Raw genomic sequence first — 17,895 nt, forward strand, 5'->3', positions numbered from 1 at the left:
CGCTTCTGGTCACGGGCTTCCGGTGCGGTTCTGCTTCCGGTAGTGGTCCAGGACGTCCTGACGGAGGAGGTGGGCGAAGCCGGATGTCTCCAGGCGGAGGGCCAGTTGGGGCTCGGACAGGCCGAGGGCGGTCGCGGTGGCGGGGAGGTGCCAGTCGTGGGCGGCGAGGTGCGTGAGGAGGTGGCCGCGGCGGACCTGGCTCTCCGAGAGGCGGAAGGTCTTGAGGTAGACGGTCCGGCCGTGTTCGTCGGTGATCGCCTCGCCGATGTGGTTGTCCTGCTTGGGGCGGAACGGCGGCAGGAAGCGGGAGAGGGTGAAGCGGCCCATGCGCCGGACGAGTTGCCAGGTGCTCGGCTGGTCCAGCAGTCCGGCCGCCATCGTGGTGTCGTGGAAGCCGGCCCACCGCGCCGTCTGTTCCGCCGCGGCGTCCCGCAGGTCGGCGAGCGTGCGGATCCGGGTGTCGGGGATGCGGGCGCGGAAGTCCGTGACGGGAGGCATCAGGGTGGCGTAGTGGTGCACCAGGTCGCCGTAGAGGTCCTGGAGCAGCGTCGGATGCAGGGTGCGGTAGTCCTCCGGGTGCGGCACCACGAACGCCGCGGCGGGCGCGTCGGCCAGATGGATCAGTACGCCGCACTGGTCCGGGTGGATCTCGAAGACGCGCAACGCGTCGGCCAGTCCGGGTACTTCGGTGCCGAGGTAGGCGGCCTCGACACGCGGGGAGAGCCCCTGACGCACGGCTCGGTGCGACCACTGCTCCCAGGCGACGGCGGGACCGCCGAAGTGAAGTGCGAGACAGCCCTCCAGCGCGAGGTGGAGCGGCAGGAAACGCAGCCGGTTCCGGGCCTCCCGGCGGGCCATCCGGCGGTGGAAGCGCAGTCGTGCGGACCCGACTTCCTGCTCGGGCCGCCCGTCGGTCAGCTGTGTTCCGTAGGCCGCGGCGGGTGAGCCGTCCCCGGTCCAGTCGGCCACGAAGCTGTGCGGGATGTAGGAGCAGTAGCTCCGCCCCCGGCCCAGGTCCACCTCGCCCGGTCCGTCGTGGATCCGCGGGTGCAGGCGCAGGTCCTGGATCGGCTCGGCCCGCACGAGCGGCACCAGCCGTACGGCGCCCCACACCTGCGAGGGGCGGGTCTCCAGCCCGTCGAGCAGTCCGCGCGTTGTCATCGGGGGTTCCTCTCCGCCCGCCGGTCCGCGGTGGCGGTGAGCCGCGCCCCGCGGGCGTCCAGGTGGGCCGTCAGGTCGGCGAGGCCGGTCCGGCCCTCGGCGAACTGCGCGATCTCGACGAGCGCGGGCAGGTCCTCGGCGTCGCGGATGCCCGCCGTCGGCACCCGTGCGGACAGCCGGCGCACGTCGAAGTCCTCGGCGTCGTACACGGGGTTGAGGTGGACCACGCTGGTGCGGCGGGCCGGATCGAGGCGGGTGCGCCAGGTCCGGAGCACCTCACCCGCCAGCCCGGGAGGAGAGTTGTCCCAGCCGTCGGAGACGATCACCAGGCGTTCCGGTGCCGCCTCCAGGCCGTCGAGGATCCGCTCACCCAGCGGGGTCGGGCCGACGGGGTGGGCCAGGAGCGCGTCGCCGCGGCCGGAGGTCCACAGCCCGGTGTAGTGGCCGGCGAGCGCTTCGAGCAGGTAGTGGCAGGCCAGGGCGACCGCCAGCGGCCGGCGCCGCTTCACGCCCGAACCGGAGGAGGAGAAGCTGTCGTCCAGGACGGCGGCCACCCGGCCCCAGGTTCCCCGGTGCCGGCCCGCCGTCCGCCGGGCGGCCGTGCGCAGCGCGCCGGTCAGCTCCTCGCGCCGGGCGACCCGTTCCGGGGCGGTGAGGGAGAGCACGTACCCGGCGAGCCGGGTGAGCGGCATCCGGGACAGGTCGGCGGCCACCGCCCGCGCCGCCGCGGGACCGTGCTGCCGCGCCGCCGCCTGGAGCCGCAGCGTCTCCAGGCGGGTGAGCCGGGGGGCGATGCGCTCCAGGAACACGCCGCGCGGTATGCCGTGCCTGGCGGCGAAGCCCTCCGCGACGGTGTACGGGAGTTCGTAGAGCGCCGCCTGCTCGTAGTGCGCGCGCCGCCAGGCCTCCAGGATCGGCGTGTCGTAGCGGGCGCGGCTGTGCGGAGCGAAGAGGAAGGCGCCGAGTTCGGCGTCGTCCAGATGCAGATGCGCGTGCCGCAGCGCCCGCTTGAGGCCGTTGCGGTACTTGACGGCATCGAGGGCCGGATCAGGCCGGGCGGCCAGCCAGTCGCGCAGCAGGGCGCGGGTGCGGCGGTTGTTCACCCCGGAGCGGCGCAGGGCGCCGAAGAGTCCGTAGACGCGCTGCGGCGGCAGCAGCGCCAGCCGTCCGGCGATCAGCCGGCCCTCGCCGCGGCGCTGGTCCGCGGTGGCGTCGCCGGCGGTCTCCAGCAGCCGGCGGATGATCAGCGCCGCGTTGTGGTCGTTGATGTCGAGGGCGAGCACGCCCGCGTAGAGGTCGCGGTAGTTGCCCAGCGTGTAGGCGTGCAGGAAGTCGAGGGAGAGCCGCTGGGCCGCCGCGTCGGAGCGGAACTCGCGCTGGCCGGTCGCGGTGATCGCGGCGTTGACGAAGAGCAGTACGTCCTCGGCCGCGATCGGATCCCCGGACGACTTCATGCCCCCGTCCATGCCCCCACCCGTTCACTCGCGGCCGCCTGCCGGGGCCGGTCGGCACTCCCTTGCAGGGGCCGGCCGGGGAATGGGGGCACGAGCTGCGAATCATTGCTTCAGAGGCAGGTTCCGGAAGTCGCACCGGAGTCCCGCGGCCGGCACCGGGACCGTAACACAGCGCGGGTCGCGGGCTCGAAGGAGTTTCCCCTGGCCGGAGGGGGTCGGACCGATTGCGGGCCCGGACCCGTCGCGGGCCCGGACCGGCCTCGGGTCCGGGGTGGCTGCGGGTCCGAGTCGCGCGGCGCCGGACCCTACTGCCGGTACCCGCCCAGGAACCGGCCGATCCTGCTGATCGCCGTGTCCAGGACGTCCGCGTGGGGGAGCGTGAGGATGCGGAAGTGGTCCGGGGCCGGCCAGTTGAAGCCGGTGCCCTGGACCACCTGGATCTTCTCGCGCAGGAGGAGGTCCAGGACGAACTTCTCGTCGTCGTGGATCCGGTGGACCTTGGGATCCAGGCGGGCGAACGCGTACAGCGCGCCCCTGGGCTTCACGCACGTCACGCCCGGGATCTCGTTGAGCTTCTGCCAGGCCACGTTGCGCTGTTCGTGCAGCCGCCGCCCGGTGCGGTCAGTTCGCGGATGGACTGGCGGCCGCCGAGGGCGGCCTGGATCGCGTACTGGGCGGGGGCGTTGGCGCACAGGCGCATGGAGGCCAGCATGGTCAGGCCCTCCAGATAGTCCTTCGCGTGCTGCTTGGGGCCGGTGACCACCAGCCAGCCGGAGCGGAAGCCCGCCACTCGGTAGGTCTTGGACAGGCCGCAGAAGGTGAGGACGACCAGGTCCGGGGCGAGCGCGGCGGTGGAGTGGTGGACGGCGTCGTCGTAGAGGATCTGGTCGTAGATCTCGTCCGCGAAGACCATCAGGCCGTGGCGGCGGGCGAGGTCGCAGATGCCCTCCAGGACCTCCTTGGGGTAGACCGCGCCGGTCGGGTTGTTGGGGTTGATGACGACCACGGCCTTCGTGCGGTCGGTGATCTTCGAGGCCATGTCGTCCAGGTCCGGGTACCAGTCGGCCTGTTCGTCGCACAGGTAGTGGACCGCCTTGCCTCCGGCCAGCGTCGTCACGGCCGTCCAGAGCGGGAAGTCCGGCGCGGGCACGAGGATTTCGTCGCCGTCCTCGATCAGTGCCTGCACGGCCATCGAGACCAGCTCCGAGACGCCGTTGCCCAGGAAGACGTCGTCGACGTCCACCTCCAGGCCGAGGGTCTGGTAGCGCTGGGCGACGGCCCTGCGGGCGGAGAGGACGCCGCGCGAGTCGGTGTAGCCGTGCGCCCGCGGAAGCATCCGGATCATGTCCTGGAGGATCTCCTCCGGCGCCTCGAATCCGAACAGCGCGGGGTTGCCGGTGTTCAGCCGCAGCACGCTGTGACCGGCCTCCTCCAGCGCGTCGGCGTGCTCGATCACCGGGCCGCGGATCTCGTAACAGACCTCGCTGAGCTTGCTCGACTGCCGGAACTCCATGCGCCGCTTCCCCTCCGGTAACTGGTCCTGCTTGGTTTTACCAAGCGGGAGCTTGGAAAGTCCAACAACCCGTCTACACTGCGTCGCATGTCACCTCGCCGTAGCTACGACCAGTTCTGCTCCGCCGCCCGCGCGCTCGACGCCGTCGGCGACCGCTGGACCCTGCTGATCGTCCGGGAGCTGCTGGCCGGTCCGCGCCGGTACACCGATCTGCACGCCGACCTGCCGGGCGTGAGCACGGACATACTCGCCTCACGGCTGAAGGACATGGAACGGGACGGGCTCACGACCCGGCGCCGGCTGCCGCCGCCCGGAGCCGTCCACGTCTACGAACTCACCTCCCGGGGGCGTGAGTTGCTGCCGGTACTGCGGGCGCTCGGGGAGTGGGGGCGGACGGAGCTGGGGGAGCGGCGGCCCACCGACGCGCTGCGCGCGCACTGGTTCGCGCTGCCCCTGCTGCGCGCCCTGGAGGAGGCGGGGATCGGGGCGGGCGTCGTCGAAGTCCGGCTGGAGGAAGGTGACTTCCATCTGCGCGTGGGCGCCGTGGAGGGCCCGCTCTACGGGTACGGACCCGCGCCGGTGGAGCCGGACGCCCGGCTGGCTCTCGACTCCGTCACGTGTACGGCTGTCAGCCGCGGGGAGTTGGGCCTGGCGGACGCGATACGGGACGGTCGCGTCGAGGTGGGCGGGGACGGCGCCGTGGCCAAGGTGCTGCGCGAGGCATGAGAGAAGGCCCGCCCCGAAGGGGCGAGCCTTCCGAGATGCCGGAACTTCCGTCAGACGCCCGGCGGTATGCGCGACGGGCGTCCCGAGCCGCGCGTCAGCGCGTACCCGCCGATGCCCGCGAGCGCGGCGAGCACGCCGCCGATCCCGGTCCACACCCACCGGTCGGACCACCAGTTGGAGGACCAGCCGCCGTCCGGCTCGATGCTGGACAGCACGGCCGACTTCTTCGAACCCTGGTCGTCCTGCGAACCGCTGCCGTCCTGCTCGGACTTGACCGCGATGCCCGGGGTCAGCGGCTGCGCGAGCGAGCCGTCGACCGCCGCGGCGCCGCCGATGTCCTTGGAGTCGGCCCGCACCTCGGCGCTCACCGGCAGACCCAGGTCGGAGGCGGGCAGGCCGGCCGCCGTGAGCCGGATGTAGTACGTGCCCGGCAGCGGGTCGTTGGCCCACGGTTCCGACCAGGCCCGCACCGTGCGCAGCACGCAGGCGAGTTCGACCGAGGCCGTGCCCTGTGCGGCGGTGCGGGTCTGGGCGCCGTACTGGCAGGACTGGCGGCGCCGCAGACCGTCGTAGACGTCGATCTGCCAGGTCTGCGAGGCGTGCGCCTCGGGCAGCTTCACCGTCGCCTTGACGGTGGGGTGCTGCCCGGCGTCCGCGGCGAACGACCAGTACAGGTAGTCGCCGGTGGAGCCGCTGGCGGTGGCCTGCTGCCCCTGCTCGATCTCGGTCGCGCTACGGAACGAGGTGCCCGCCTGGCTGGGCGCCCCGCTGTCGCCGGACGGATCCGCCGAGGGTGACGAGTCGGCTGCCGCGGGGCCCGCGGCCAGCCCGAGCGCCAGCAGAGCGGCGCCCAACACACGAGTGATACGCATCAGTTCGTCCTCCAGATCGCGACACGCCAACGCGACACCCAGCCCCACAGCAGGCCCGCGACGAAGCCGGTGAGCACCAGCGCGCCGAGCAGCCACCAGCCGCGGCCGAGACCGAAGGAGGCCACGTCGCTCGACTTGCCCGGACCGTCCACCACGTCGACGGTCAGCTCCAGCGGCAGACCCGGCGTGGTCTTCACGCCGGAGGCCGCCGAGAAGGCGTTGGTGATCTGAAGGCACACGGTCTCGGCCGGGGCGCTCTCGTCGTCGCTCTCCGGCTTCGGGTAGCGCAGCCCCGTGGAGATCACGTCCGTACGGCCGTTGCCCGCCGCCTCACCGCGCACGATCTCCCGGCCGCGCTCCGTCACGGCCCGCACCAGCAGGCCGTAGTCGGGGTCGACGGCCCGGTCCGCGGCGACGCTCACCGAGGCCCGCAGCTCCTGGCCGGGGCTGACGTCCACCCGGTACCAGCGCTGCTGTCCGAACTCCTCACGGTCGGTGTAGAGGCCGGACTTGAGCGTCGGCGCCTTCGCGCACTCGGTGGCGCCCTCCGTGGCCACGGGCGTCACCACCGGGTCGGCCGCCCGGTCGACCAACTGGCCAACGCGATCGCTGAGTTCCTCCTTGTGCTGTACGGAGGTGTAGGTGCCGCCGGTCGCCTCCGCGATGCAGATGAGCTGGTCGCGGGTCTTGGCGTCCGGCACCAGGCCGAGGGTGTCGATGGTCAGCCCGATGCCCTTGGCCGCGATCTCGCGGGCCACTTCGCACGGGTCCAGCGGCTGACAGGTGTCCTCGCCGTCGGTGATCAGGACGATCCGGCGCATGCCGTTGCCGCCGTCGAGGTCCGTCGCCGCCTTCTGGAGCGCCGGTCCGATGGGGGTCCAGCCGGTCGGCACCAGCGTCGCCACCGCGGTCTTGGCCTCGGTGCGGTTCAGCGGGCCGACCGGGTAGAGCTGGGCGGTGTCCTTGCAGCCCGTCTTCCGGTCGTTGCCGGGGTAGTTGGCCCCGAGGGTGCGGATTCCGAGCTGGACCTCCTCGGGGGTCGCGTCGAGCACCTCGTTGAACGCCTGCTTGGCCGCGGCCATCCGCGTCCCGCCGTCCATGTCCCGGGTCCGCATGGAGCCGCTGACGTCCAGGACGAGTTCGACCTTCGGGGCGTCCTGCCCCTCCATCTCGTCGGCTACCGCACCGGCGGGAAAGGCCATCCCGGCCGTCAGGGCGGCGAGCAGAGCACAGACTCCCGCCGCCAGCCGTTGTCTTGTGATCATCGGCGGATCTTATTGATCGGACGTGCCGGGGACCAAAACGAGCGGGTTGGGCAGCCCGGTCCACAGGTCGCCGGGAGTGCCGGGAGACAGCCGCATCAGCGTCAACGCCTTCGCCGGAAGCGGCTGTTCACACAGCGCCACGAGGTCCGGGGTGCGCGGCAGGTCCCGTACGGCCGACTCCAGTGCCGCCCGCAGCGCGGCCGCCGATCCGGCCGTGCCCGCCAGCGCGCCCGCCACCAGCGAGCCGAACAGCTTGCGGCGCAGGGCGGTCGGGTCGTCGGTGAGGTTCCGGGCGGGCAACTCCGGTACGGCGATGCCGTGCCGGGTCAGCCGGGCCGGGCTGATCCGGATGTCGGCGACGTCGCGGTAGACCAGCCGCAGCGGGGAGCCGGATCCGGACAGCACGACGAGCAGGTTCTGGCCGTGCGCCTCCAGGGCCACCCCCAGCTCCAGCAGACGCAGTCCGACGGTCAGCGCCAGGCGTGTGAACTCGCCCGTCCAGACCGGTGAGCCGGGCAGGTCCGTGGTGGGCAGCGCCGCCACCGGCACCACGTGCTCCCCGGGTGCGGCGTACGTCCCGGGCGACTCGCGCCACAGGGCCGCCAGATCGGGGGAGCCCGAGGTGGCCGCGCCCAGGGTGCGGGTGATGTGCAGCAGGCCGTCCGTGCGGGCCGCCAGGTCCACGGCGAAGTCCGACAGGGCGGCGGAGGCGGTCACCGAGCCGACCGAGATGTCCCGGACCGAGGACGTCAGCCGGGCGCTGAGCGAGGTCTTGACGTGGAGCCCGCCGGGCACGGCCAGGGTGCGCAGCGACATCAGCGGACGGGCCGCGAGGGCACGTTCCGCGCGCGGCTGCTTGAGCACATGCGCCGCCTGCCAGGGATGCACGGGGATCAGCAGCCGCCCGCCGTCCCGCAGGTCCCTCGGCCACGACCCGCTCACCAGGCACTCCCGCTCCGGCACCGGCACCAGGCCCAGCTCGACCGACGGCCGGTGCTCGGGCCCGTACGCGAGCTGCTCGGCGACCGAGAAACCCGGCCGGGAACGGCAGTTGGGGTGGAAGGGGTGGCCGTCGACCACCCGCTGCTCCCACTGCCAGTCCGCCACCGGCCACTCCTCGCGGTGAGCCTCCTCAACAGGTGGCTGATCGGCCCGCGACAGCGCCAGCGAGGCGACACTGTGCCCGAGTTCGGCGGCGAGCGAGTCGCCGTGCGGCACGGCGAGGGCCCTCATCAGCCGCGCCGGATCGTCGTGGGCCGCCCCGGCCAGACGTACGGCCGTGACGTACGCGGAGGTGGCGTACGGGTCGGACGGCGGCCCCTCCAGCCGGCGGCCGTCGCGCAGCCGCAGGACGAGCGCGTCCCGTGTGCGCTCCCGGCCGGTGATCCACGGCAGCGGCTCGTGGGCGAGCGCGCGCCACAGCCGGGTCAGTACGGCGGCCCGCGCGTCGTGCAGCCGCGCCGCGTACCGTGAGACCAGGTCGGGCCGCACGGCGGCCAGCTCCTCGGCGACCTCGGTCTCGGTGGCTGGGGGACGGTGCACGGTCGGACTCCTCCGATAGCGGGCGGGCGTCAGGTCGGCGCGTGCCGGGCAGACATACTGATCACCTTCGCACCGTGTGGACCTATGGACCGAACGGACCGAGTAAAACGCATGGAGCTCATGCCCCCCACCGACGACGTCGCGGAGCGCGCCGACGCGTACGCGGCCGCGCCCCTGCTGAACTGCCTGATCCGCGAGGTCGCTCGGCCGTACCCGGATCCGGGCGGCCGGCGGACGTACCGGCTGCCCGGCGGGGACCGGCTGCTGCGCGTGCGCGACGGGCGGCGGCCCACCGCGCCGGAGGTGTACGCGGAGGGCGGCTGGCAACGGATCGACCACCCGGAACTGGTCAAACTCGTGGCCGAGGAGCTGCGTCGGCACACGGGCCTGCCCAACGACGAACTGCCCACCGAGATGATCGACAGCCGGGAGGCGGTGGCGGCGCTGCTCGCCGCCCGCGACCGCGCGCCGGTGCCCGAGGACCCGTACATCCGATCCGAGCAGGCGCTCGTCACCGGCCACCCGTACCACCCGGCGCCCAAGGCACGTGGTGGCGGCCCGGCCGCCTCCTGGCTGCCGTACGCGCCCGAGGCGCACGCCCGCTTCCCTCTGGTGCTGCTCGGGGTGCGCGAGGACGTGGTCGCCGAGGAGGGCGACACCTCGGCGCTCGACGCGCTGGGCCAGGCCCCGCGCGGCTACCGGCTGCTGCCCGCCCACCCCTGGCAGCTCGAACTGGTGGGCCGCGACCTCGCCGCGGCCTTCGCCGACGGACGGCTGCTGCGGCTGGGCACGACAGCCCGATCGGTGTGGCCCACGGCGGCGGTCCGCACCGTCCACGTCCCCGGCGCGGACCTCTTCCTGAAGTTCAGTCTGGACGTGCGGATCACCAACGACGTACGGCGGTTGTGGCGCCACGACCTCGGCAGGCTGCGCCGCACCGACACGGCGGTCGCGACCGCCTTCGCCCACCTGCCGGGCCCGGCGGCCTGGCTGTCCGACCGCGGCTACCGCACCGCCGCCTTCGCCTTCGAGGAACTCGCCGTCGTCGTCCGCGACGGACTGGGCGAACACCTGGTGCCCGGCGCGACCCCGCTGCTCGCCGCGGCCCTCGCCGAGGGCTTCGACGGCAACCCGCTGGACGGCCCGGCGGACCCGGCGCCGTGGTGGGAGGCGTACCTGCGCCAGGTGATACCCCCCGTCCTCGGCGCCTTCGCGCGGCACGGTGTCGTCCTGGAGGCCCATCTGCAGAACTCGCTGATCGCCGTGGACGCCGCCGGCCTGCCCGTGCAGGCACTCTTCCGGGACGCGGAGGGCGTCAAGCTGCTGCCGGACGTCTCCCGGGCCGCCGGATGGGAGCGGTTGGTGTACTGCCTGGTCGTCAACCACCTCAGCGAGATCGCCGCCGCCCTCGCCGAACGCCACCCGGGTCTCGACCCCTGGCCCGCCGCCCGCCGTGAACTCGCCCGCCACGACCTGCCCGAGGCCGCCGCCCTGCTCACCTCGCCCACCGTGCCCGGGAAGACGAACCTGCTGCTGCGCTGGACGAACGCCGACGGCGCCGCCGCCCGCTATCAGCCGCTGCCGAACCCGCTGGTGAGCGCCTGAATCCCAGGCTGATCCCCGGCGGGTCCGTGCCCGTGGTCGTCGAGGCCGGCGACCTGCGGACGTCGAACTTTCCGCCGGTCCGCGGGTCGTCGCGAAGGTCGTCGCCGAACAGCAGCGACGCGTTTCCGAACGCCGCACCCGCCCCTGCCGCGACCAGCTGCTCACCCGTTGGTTTCGAGATGGGGAAACCCTCGTTGCCCGCCGTTCACTTTCTGGCACTGGGATGCGGGGCGGAGCCGCAGCGTCCGCAGGACCTCCGGCTGATGTGCCGTGGCCTCCCCCCGGCAGCGCCGACGATGCCGAAGCGTCCCGTTGAACGAAAGACTGTGGATGTCGACACCCTGTTCGCGGTGTGCTGCGCCCTCGCGAGCCTGGGCGGCCCCGCCCGCTTCACATTCCGCTGACGGCCTCCCCCCGTTCCTCTCTGAACGGGTGTCACCTCGCCAACGGGCCGACGCGAGGCGCAGCCTGCCGCCGCACCCATCGGATCGGCTCACTCCTGGTCATGCCGCCACGCGCACCGGGCGTCGGGTGAGCCAGGTGCCGGATAACAGTTTGCCAAGCGTTTTAACCCCCGGCCTTTTTTCAGACGTATCTATGCGCGTAGCTTGAGCGCGTGCCAGGCCCTGGCCGTAGACAGCGGATCCGGGTCGGTCGGCGCATCCCCACGCGCCCTCATGCTTTCCCCGCTCCAAGGAGACCCTTCCTGTGTCGAACTCCAGCGCTGAAACGCCCCGCCCCGCAAGACATCGCGCGACTTCTCTGCGCAAGCGGCTGATACCGCTGGCGATCACCGGCTCGGTCGTGCTGGCCGGAGTGGGCGTCCACTCCGCCTTTGCGACCCCGTCGGCCGACGCCGTCATATCCGAGGTCTACGGAGGCGGCGGCAACTCCGGCGCCACCTTGACCAACGACTTCATCGAGCTTGCCAACGCCGGCTCCGGCTCGCTGGACCTCTCCGACTACAGCGTCCAGTACTTGTCGGGCAACCCCGGCCCGACCACCAAGTGGCAGGCCACCCGCCTCACCGGCACCCTCGCCGGCAACGGCCGTTACCTGATCCAGGAGGCCGCGGGCACCGGCGGCACCGACGCACTGCCCACCCCGGACGCCACCGGCAACATCAACATGTCGGGCACCACCGGCACCGTCGCGCTGGTCAAGGGCACCGACCTGCTGACCTGTGTCACCGCCGAGGACTGCGCCGCCGACCCCCGCATCAAGGACCTGGTCGGCTTCGGCACCGCCGTCGTCCGCGAGGGCTCCGGCCCGGCCGCCGGCGCGAGCAACACCGCCTCGGTCGCCCGCAAGACACTGGTGGACACCGACGACAACGCGGCCGACTTCGCCGCGGGTGCCCCCACCCCGGAGAACTCCGGCGGCCAGGGCGGCGGCCCCGGCGGTGACCCCACGCCGACCCCGACGCCGACCCAGACCGCCCCCGCCGACGCGATCTCGGCGAAGATCCACGACATCCAGGGCACCAACCGGCGCTCCCCGCTGTCCACCAAGAACGTCAAGGACGTCACCGGCATCGTCACCGGTGTCCGCACCACCAGCACGTCCTCCACGTCCAAGGGCTTCTGGATGCAGGACCCGAACCCGGACAACGACCCCCGCACCAGCGAGGGCATCTTCGTCTACACCAGTTCCAACCCCACGGTGAAGGTCGGCGACAGCGTCACCGTGTCCGGTGTGGTCACCGAGTACTACCCGGGCGGCTACGACACCGGCATCCAGTCGACGACCGAGATCATGAAGCCGACGGTCACCGTGCTGTCCAGCGGCAACCCGCTGCCGGCCCCGGTCGTCCTCGACAAGAACAGCATCCCCGCCGCGTGGTCCCCGAAGGGCGACAGCACCGGCAACACCGAGTACCTCGACCTCGAGCCGACCAAGTACGCCCTGGACTTCTACGAGTCCCTGGAGGGCATGAACGTCCAGATCTCCGACGCCCGCGTCGTCGGCGCCACGGACGCCTACCACGAGATGTGGGTCACGGCCGACCCCGACCACAACAAGACCAAGCGCGGCGGCATCTACTACCCGTCGTACGACGACCCGAACGTGGCTCGCCTCCAGGTTCAGGCGATCAACACCACGGACCCGTTCCCGATGGCGAACGTGGGCGACGAGCTCACCGGCGTCACCGAGGGCCCGCTGGACTACAGCCAGTTCGCCGGCACCTACATCCTCGCGGCCCGCCAGCTCGGTACCTACAAGGACAACGGCCTCAAGCCCGAGGTCACGAGCCAGGCGAAGTCCAACGAGGTCACCATCGGCACGTACAACGTGCAGAACCTCGCGCCGAGCGACCCGCAGGCCAAGTTCGACCGACTCGGCCACAACCTGGTGACCAACCTGCGCGCGCCCGCCATCGTCGGCGTCGAGGAGATCCAGGACAACAGCGGCGCCGTCGACGACGGCACCGTCGACTCCGACAAGACGCTGGCCAAGCTCACCGACGCCATCGTCGCCGCCGGCGGCCCGCGCTACGAGTACCGTCAGATCAACCCGGTGAACGACAAGGACGGCGGCCAGCCGGGTGGCAACATCCGCACCGTCTTCCTGTTCGACCCGAAGCGGGTCAGCTTCGTGGACCGGCCGGGTGGCGACTCCGTCACCGCCGTCGACGTCGTCGGCACGGGCAACAAGACCCACCTGACCGTCTCGCCCGGGCGGATCGCCCCGAACGACGAGGCGTGGAACAGCAGCCGCAAGCCGCTGGTCGGCGAGTTCCTCACGAAGAACAACAAGACGATCTTCGTGATCGCCAACCACTTCAACAGCAAGGGCGGCGACCAGAACGTCGCCGGCCGCATCCAGCCGCCCGTCCTCAGCTCCGAGATCCAGCGGAACAAGCAGGCCACGCTGGAGAACGCCTTCGTCAAGAAGCTCGAGGCCGCCGACCCCAAGGCTCTCATCGTCTCCCTGGGCGACTACAACGACTACCAGTTCTCCTCCGCGATGAAGACCCTGACCGGTGACGGCAAGCAGCTCACCGACCTGGTGAACACCCTGCCGGCGAACGAGCGCTACTCGTACGTCTACCAGGGCAACTCGCAGGTGCTGGACCACATGATGGTCAACCCCAGCATGCTGAACAGCGTCACCTACGACGTGGTGCACATCAACTCCGAGTTCGCCGACCAGATCAGCGACCACGACCCGCAGGTTCTGCGTGTGAAGCCGTAAGGCTGACGCAGGCCCGCCCGCTCCCGCGCTCAGTGCAGCGGGGGGCGGGCGGGCTTCTGTGCGTATGTCCTGACACGCGAACACCCGCGGCGCCGGACAGGACCCAGGCGTGACCGCCGCTGCCCGCGGCCCCTCTTTCGGCGCCGGTCTCTCACGTGGCCGCGAACCGGCCGAGTGCCGCGCGGCATTCACTCCCGCCCCGGCCGGCCCCGGGCCGGGACGCGCGCCGCTGGTGCCGCCGGCCCGGGGCACGGCAAACGCCCGGTACGCGATCGTCTCTTGACGAGAGAAGGCGCGAACCGGGTGCTGCCGCACCGGACCTGGGCTCAGGCGGAGCAGGAGGTGGTGCTGCGGGTGGAGCTGGAGGCCGAAGTGGAGCCGGTGCTGGTGCAACCGGCCGGCACGACCTCGCCGGCGTCCGAGTGACCGGAGATCTCGAAGGTCCCGGCCTCGGGCTCGAGGATCTCGTCCGCGAGGGTGCTCGGGATCGGCACGCCGGTCGGAACTCCCCGGAATCTCCCCGTATAGCCTGGGAGGATGCTCACTGAGGTCCACGCCACCCGCTACATAGCGCCGCTGCGGTCCGGTGGCTCCGTACCCGGAGTCGTCGAGGCCGACGACCTCGGCACGTACGTGGTGAAGTTCACCGGTTCCGCGCAGGGCCGCAAGGCGCTGGTCGCCGAGGTGATCGTGGGCGAGCTGGCGCGCGCCCTCGGACTGCGGTTCCCCGAGCTGGTCCTCGTGCACTTCGACCCCGCGCTCGCCGCGCACGAACCCCACCAGGAGGTGCGCGACCTGCTCGACGCGAGCCCGGGCGTGAACCTCGGCATGGACTACCTGCCGGGCGCCGCGGACTTCACCCCCGAGGTCGCCGAGCACTTCCCGGTGGACCCCGTGGAGGCGGGCCGGATCGTCTGGCTGGACGCGCTGACCGTGAACGTGGACCGCACCGTCCACAGCTCGAACCTGATGGTGTGGCCGACCTTCGGCACCGCGCCGCCGCGCCTGTGGCTCATCGACCACGGCGCGGCCCTGGTCTTCCACCACCGCTGGGACGCCTCGGAACCGGGGAAGGCCTACGACTTCCGCCACCACGCCCTGGGCCGGTACGCGCCGGACGTGCGGGCCGCCGACGCCGAGCTGGCCCCCCGGGTGACCCGCGAGCTGCTGCGGTCCGTCCTCGCCGAGGTGCCGGACGCCTGGCTCGCCGACGAGCCCGGTTTCGCCGGCCCGGACGAGGCCCGGCACGCCTACGTCGACTACCTCGCCGCCCGTGTCGAGGCCTCCCCGGCCTGGCTGCCCACCGACTTCCCCACCCGTGAGGAGCTGGCGGCGGAGGAGTCCCGGCGGGCCGCGCGGACCCGGGCGGGCCGGCCGGACTGGCTCAAACACGTCCCCGACCTGCACGGCAAACCGGCCGCGGCGCAGGACTGGTCCGCGCACCTGGGATGACCGGCCGCGGCCCGGGGGTGCTCCGTGGGCCTGGGGTGAGCCGTGGCGCGACGCGAAGTGGCCCCGGAGGGTTCCGGGGCCACTTCGCGTCGTGCGGTTGTCAGCCCTTGAGCTGCTGGTAGGCCGGCAGGGTCAGGAAGTCGGCGTAGTCCTCGTCGAGGGAGACCTGGAGCAGCAGGTCGTGGGCCTGCTGCCAGTGGCCGGCGGCGAAGGCCTCGTCGCCGATCTCCTTGCGGATGTTCTCCAGTTCCTCGGCGGCGACCTCGCGGGCCAGCTCCGGCGTGACCTTCTGGCCGTTCTCGAACTCCACGCCCGCGTTGATCCACTGCCAGATCTGCGAACGGGAGATCTCCGCGGTGGCCGCGTCCTCCATCAGGTTGAAGATCGCGACGGCGCCCAGGCCGCGCAGCCAGGCCTCGATGTAACGGATGCCGACCTGGACGGCGTTGACCAGTCCCGCGTACGTCGGCTTCGCGTCGAGGGAGTCGACCGCGATCAGGTCGGCCGCCTCGACGTGCACGTCCTCGCGCAGCCGGTCCTTCTGGTTCGGCTTGTCGCCGAGGACCTTGTCGAAGGACTCCAGGCAGATCGGCACCAGGTCCGGGTGGGCCACCCAGGAGCCGTCGAAGCCGTCGCCGGCCTCGCGGTCCTTGTCGGCGCGGACCTTCTCGAAGGCCACCTTGTTGACCTCGGCGTCCCGGCGGGAGGGGATGAAGGCCGCCATGCCGCCGATCGCGTGCGCGCCGCGCTTGTGGCAGGTGCGCACGAGGAGTTCGGTGTAGGCGCGCATGAACGGAGCCGTCATCGTGACCGCGTTGCGGTCCGGCAGGACGAACTTGGCCCCGCCGTCACGGAAGTTCTTGACGATGGAGAACAGGTAGTCCCAGCGGCCCGCGTTCAGCCCGGCGGCGTGGTCGCGCAGTTCGTAGAGGATCTCCTCCATCTCGTACGCGGCCGTGATCGTCTCGATCAGGACGGTGGCGCGCACGGTCCCCTGCGGGACGCCGACGTAGTCCTGGGCGAAGACGAACACGTCGTTCCACAGCCGCGCCTCCAGGTGCGACTCGGTCTTCGGGAGGTAGAAGTACGGGCCCTTGCCGAGGTCGAGCAGACGCTGCGCGTTGTGGAAGAAGTACAGGCCGAAGTCGACGAAGGCGCCCGGCACCTGGGTGCCGTCCGCGTCGACGAGGTGGCGCTCGTCCAGGTGCCAGCCGCGTGGGCGCATGACGACCGTGGCGAGCTCCTCGTCCGGGCGCAGCGCGTAGGACTTGCCGGAGCCGGGGTCCGTGAAGTCGATGTTCCGGGTGTAGGCGTCGATCAGGTTGAGCTGGCCGAGGACCACGTTCTCCCAGGTGGGGGCGGAGGCGTCCTCGAAGTCGGCGAGCCAGACCTTCGCACCCGAGTTGAGCGCGTTGATGGTCATCTTGCGGTCGGTGGGACCGGTGATCTCGACCCGGCGGTCGTTCAGGGCCGCGGGAGCCGGGGCCACCTTCCAGGAGTCGTCCGCGCGGATCGCTGCCGTCTCCGGGAGGAAGTCGAGCGTGGAGGTGCGGGCGATCTCGGCGCGGCGCCGCGCCCGGCGGGCGAGGAGTTCGTCGCGGCGCGGCGTGAACCGCCGGTGCAGCTCGGCCACGAAGGCGAGCGCCGCGTCGGAGAGGACCTCGTCCTGCCGGGGCAGGGGCTCGGCGTCGACGATGGCCAGCGGGGACGGCGCTGGTGCGGACATGAGCTGTCACTTCCTTCGGGGGAGCTTCTTCAGCGAACCACGTTCGGTGCCGCCATGCCGTGGCACCGGATGCCAATGGCGACGAATACGGCATTTCGCACCCGAGGAGCGGTCGAGTGCTTCTGGAGTGTGGATAGTAGTTTCCTTATGGTGGAAGTTCAATGGTGTGTTGACGTCGAGATTCTTCGAGTCGAGTGAAGGTGGCGCTCGGTGCCATCCCGCTCACTCAAGGTGGCCCAGGTCGGCCTCGGTGTCGATGTCGTACGCCCGTGCCACGTCCCCGCACTCGACGAGGGTGATCGATCTCTCGTGCGCCCTCAGGTAGGCGCGTGCCCCCCGGTCGCCGGTCGCACTCTCCGCGACGCCGCCCCAGTGGGCCGCCCCGAGCAGCACCGGATGGCCGCGCACGCCGTCGTACGCGGCCGAGGCCAGCGAGCTTTCGTCCCGGTACGCGGCCCGCACCCGGGCCACCGCCTCCGCGCTCACACCGGGCTGGTCCACGAGCACGACCAGGGCCGCGCGGGCCCCCGTACCGGCGAGGGAGTCCAGCCCGGCCCGCAGCGAGGAGCCCATGCCCTGCTCCCAGCGCGGGTTCTCCACGAGCACGCAGCCGGCCAGTGCCGCGTGCCGCCGCACCTCGGCCGACCGCGCGCCCAGGACCACGTGGACGCGTTCGCATCCGGCCGCCCGCAGGGTCCCGACCGCGTGCTCCACCAGCGGCCGGCCCCGGTGCGCGAGCAGCGCCTTGGGCCGCCCGCCGAGCCGCCGCCCGCCGCCGGCCGCCAGCACCAGTCCCGCGATCTCGTCCTCTGTGCGTGTCATGGGTCCTGCATACCGCGGACCGTCCGCCGTCGAGCCCGTGTGCGGGGGCTGAATTTCGGTCCCCGCGGTGGCGCACCCCGGTCCCGGTGGCGTTTACTGATCGGCGTCCCCCGGCGCCCGACCCGCTCGACAGGGATGTCCGACGGGACCACGGAGGGGACGGCGCACGACGGCGTGCGAGGGGGAGGGGCTGTGTTGCGGAGCTTGGACCGGCGGCCGGCGACCGGCGGCAAAGAGGATCCCAGGGTGACGGAGCTGCGGACCGCCGTGGCCCGGCTGCGCCGTGAACTCGCCGCGCATCCGGCGGAGTTCTCCGACCGTGCCATCGCCGAGGACGAACTGGCCGCCCTCGCCGCGATGGCCGCCCACGGCACTCCCGAGATCCCGCGGCTGCGCCGCTCCCTGCTGCTGATCGCCGGATCCATCGGCTCGGTCAGCGCCCTGGCTCACGGACTGTCCCAGGTGCGTACCGCGGTCGACCTGTTCGCGGAGCCGCCGCGAGGTTGACGGACGAGTCAGTCCCGGTCGGTGTCCGTGCCCGGAGGCGCGGTGTCCGCTCCGG

Annotated in this window: 13 protein-coding genes and 1 pseudogene; 5 read left to right on the forward strand and 9 right to left on the reverse strand. The window is 72.1% G+C overall.

Annotation, left to right across the window (positions count from 1 at the left end; genetic code table 11):
- Window positions 1–9: 9 nt before the first annotated feature.
- The 3 genes and pseudogenes from ACWC91_RS17840 to ACWC91_RS17850 form a co-directional block, all read right to left on the reverse strand.
- Complete coding sequence (locus ACWC91_RS17840; RefSeq protein WP_450642804.1) at window positions 10–1,161, reverse strand: ARPP-2 domain-containing protein; 1,152 nt, start codon at window positions 1,159–1,161, stop codon at window positions 10–12.
- Window positions 1,158–2,615, reverse strand: a complete 1,458-nt coding sequence (locus tag ACWC91_RS17845) for a hypothetical protein (RefSeq protein WP_450642805.1) — start codon at window positions 2,613–2,615, stop codon at window positions 1,158–1,160. Before ACWC91_RS17845 ends, ACWC91_RS17840 begins: the two co-directional genes overlap by 4 nt.
- Before the next feature lie 305 nt (window positions 2,616–2,920).
- Window positions 2,921–4,128: pseudogene (locus tag ACWC91_RS17850) on the reverse strand (pyridoxal phosphate-dependent aminotransferase).
- Window positions 4,129–4,215: 87 nt separating this feature from the next.
- Between ACWC91_RS17850 and ACWC91_RS17855 the strand changes: the two are divergent.
- A complete protein-coding gene (locus ACWC91_RS17855; protein ID WP_450642806.1) occupies window positions 4,216–4,854 on the forward strand; it encodes a winged helix-turn-helix transcriptional regulator in 639 nt (212 codons plus the stop codon).
- 50 nt (window positions 4,855–4,904) lie between these two features.
- On the opposite strand, the gene ACWC91_RS17860 is transcribed toward ACWC91_RS17855, so the two are convergent.
- From ACWC91_RS17860 to ACWC91_RS17870, 3 genes are read right to left on the reverse strand one after another with little or no spacing between them, the layout of a single operon-like run.
- Window positions 4,905–5,726 carry a hypothetical protein gene (locus tag ACWC91_RS17860; protein ID WP_450642808.1) on the reverse strand — a complete coding sequence of 274 codons (822 nt, stop codon included), beginning with the start codon at window positions 5,724–5,726 and terminating at the stop codon, window positions 4,905–4,907.
- Window positions 5,726–6,991 carry a VWA domain-containing protein gene (locus tag ACWC91_RS17865; protein ID WP_225078275.1) on the reverse strand — a complete coding sequence of 422 codons (1,266 nt, stop codon included), beginning with the start codon at window positions 6,989–6,991 and terminating at the stop codon, window positions 5,726–5,728. Before ACWC91_RS17865 ends, ACWC91_RS17860 begins: the two co-directional genes overlap by 1 nt.
- 9 nt (window positions 6,992–7,000) lie before the next feature.
- Window positions 7,001–8,533, reverse strand: a complete 1,533-nt coding sequence (locus ACWC91_RS17870; protein WP_450642809.1) for an IucA/IucC family protein — start codon at window positions 8,531–8,533, stop codon at window positions 7,001–7,003.
- Window positions 8,534–8,644: 111 nt separating this feature from the next.
- Between ACWC91_RS17870 and ACWC91_RS17875 the strand changes: the two genes are divergently transcribed.
- Complete coding sequence (locus ACWC91_RS17875; RefSeq protein WP_281154213.1) at window positions 8,645–10,138, forward strand: IucA/IucC family protein; 1,494 nt, start codon at window positions 8,645–8,647, stop codon at window positions 10,136–10,138.
- A 708-nt stretch (window positions 10,139–10,846) separates the two neighbouring features.
- The gene (locus ACWC91_RS17880; RefSeq protein WP_308043136.1) at window positions 10,847–13,333 is read left to right on the forward strand and encodes a lamin tail domain-containing protein; all 2,487 of its coding nucleotides are present in this window, start codon (window positions 10,847–10,849) and stop codon (window positions 13,331–13,333) included.
- Between the two features lie 326 nt (window positions 13,334–13,659).
- On the opposite strand, the gene ACWC91_RS17885 is transcribed toward ACWC91_RS17880, so the two are convergent.
- On the reverse strand, window positions 13,660–13,827 hold the full coding sequence (locus ACWC91_RS17885; protein ID WP_450642811.1) for a lantibiotic protein: 168 nt from the start codon (window positions 13,825–13,827) through the stop codon (window positions 13,660–13,662).
- 43 nt (window positions 13,828–13,870) lie between these two features.
- Between ACWC91_RS17885 and ACWC91_RS17890 the strand changes: the two genes are divergently transcribed.
- Complete coding sequence (locus tag ACWC91_RS17890; RefSeq protein ID WP_376499529.1) at window positions 13,871–14,785, forward strand: HipA family kinase; 915 nt, start codon at window positions 13,871–13,873, stop codon at window positions 14,783–14,785.
- Between the two features lie 100 nt (window positions 14,786–14,885).
- Here the strand turns inward: ACWC91_RS17890 and aceB are convergent, their stop codons facing one another.
- The gene (aceB, locus tag ACWC91_RS17895) at window positions 14,886–16,511 is read right to left on the reverse strand and encodes a malate synthase A (protein ID WP_225078270.1); all 1,626 of its coding nucleotides are present in this window, start codon (window positions 16,509–16,511) and stop codon (window positions 14,886–14,888) included.
- 222 nt (window positions 16,512–16,733) lie between these two features.
- A complete protein-coding gene (locus tag ACWC91_RS17900; protein ID WP_450642812.1) occupies window positions 16,734–17,333 on the reverse strand; it encodes a nucleotidyltransferase family protein in 600 nt (199 codons plus the stop codon).
- A gap of 192 nt (window positions 17,334–17,525) precedes the next feature.
- Between ACWC91_RS17900 and ACWC91_RS17905 the strand changes: the two genes are divergently transcribed.
- Window positions 17,526–17,840 carry a DUF5955 family protein gene (locus tag ACWC91_RS17905; protein ID WP_141356931.1) on the forward strand — a complete coding sequence of 105 codons (315 nt, stop codon included), beginning with the start codon at window positions 17,526–17,528 and terminating at the stop codon, window positions 17,838–17,840.
- Window positions 17,841–17,895: the final 55 nt, after the last annotated feature.

It is taken from the genome of Streptomyces sp. NPDC001204, assembly GCF_053598035.1.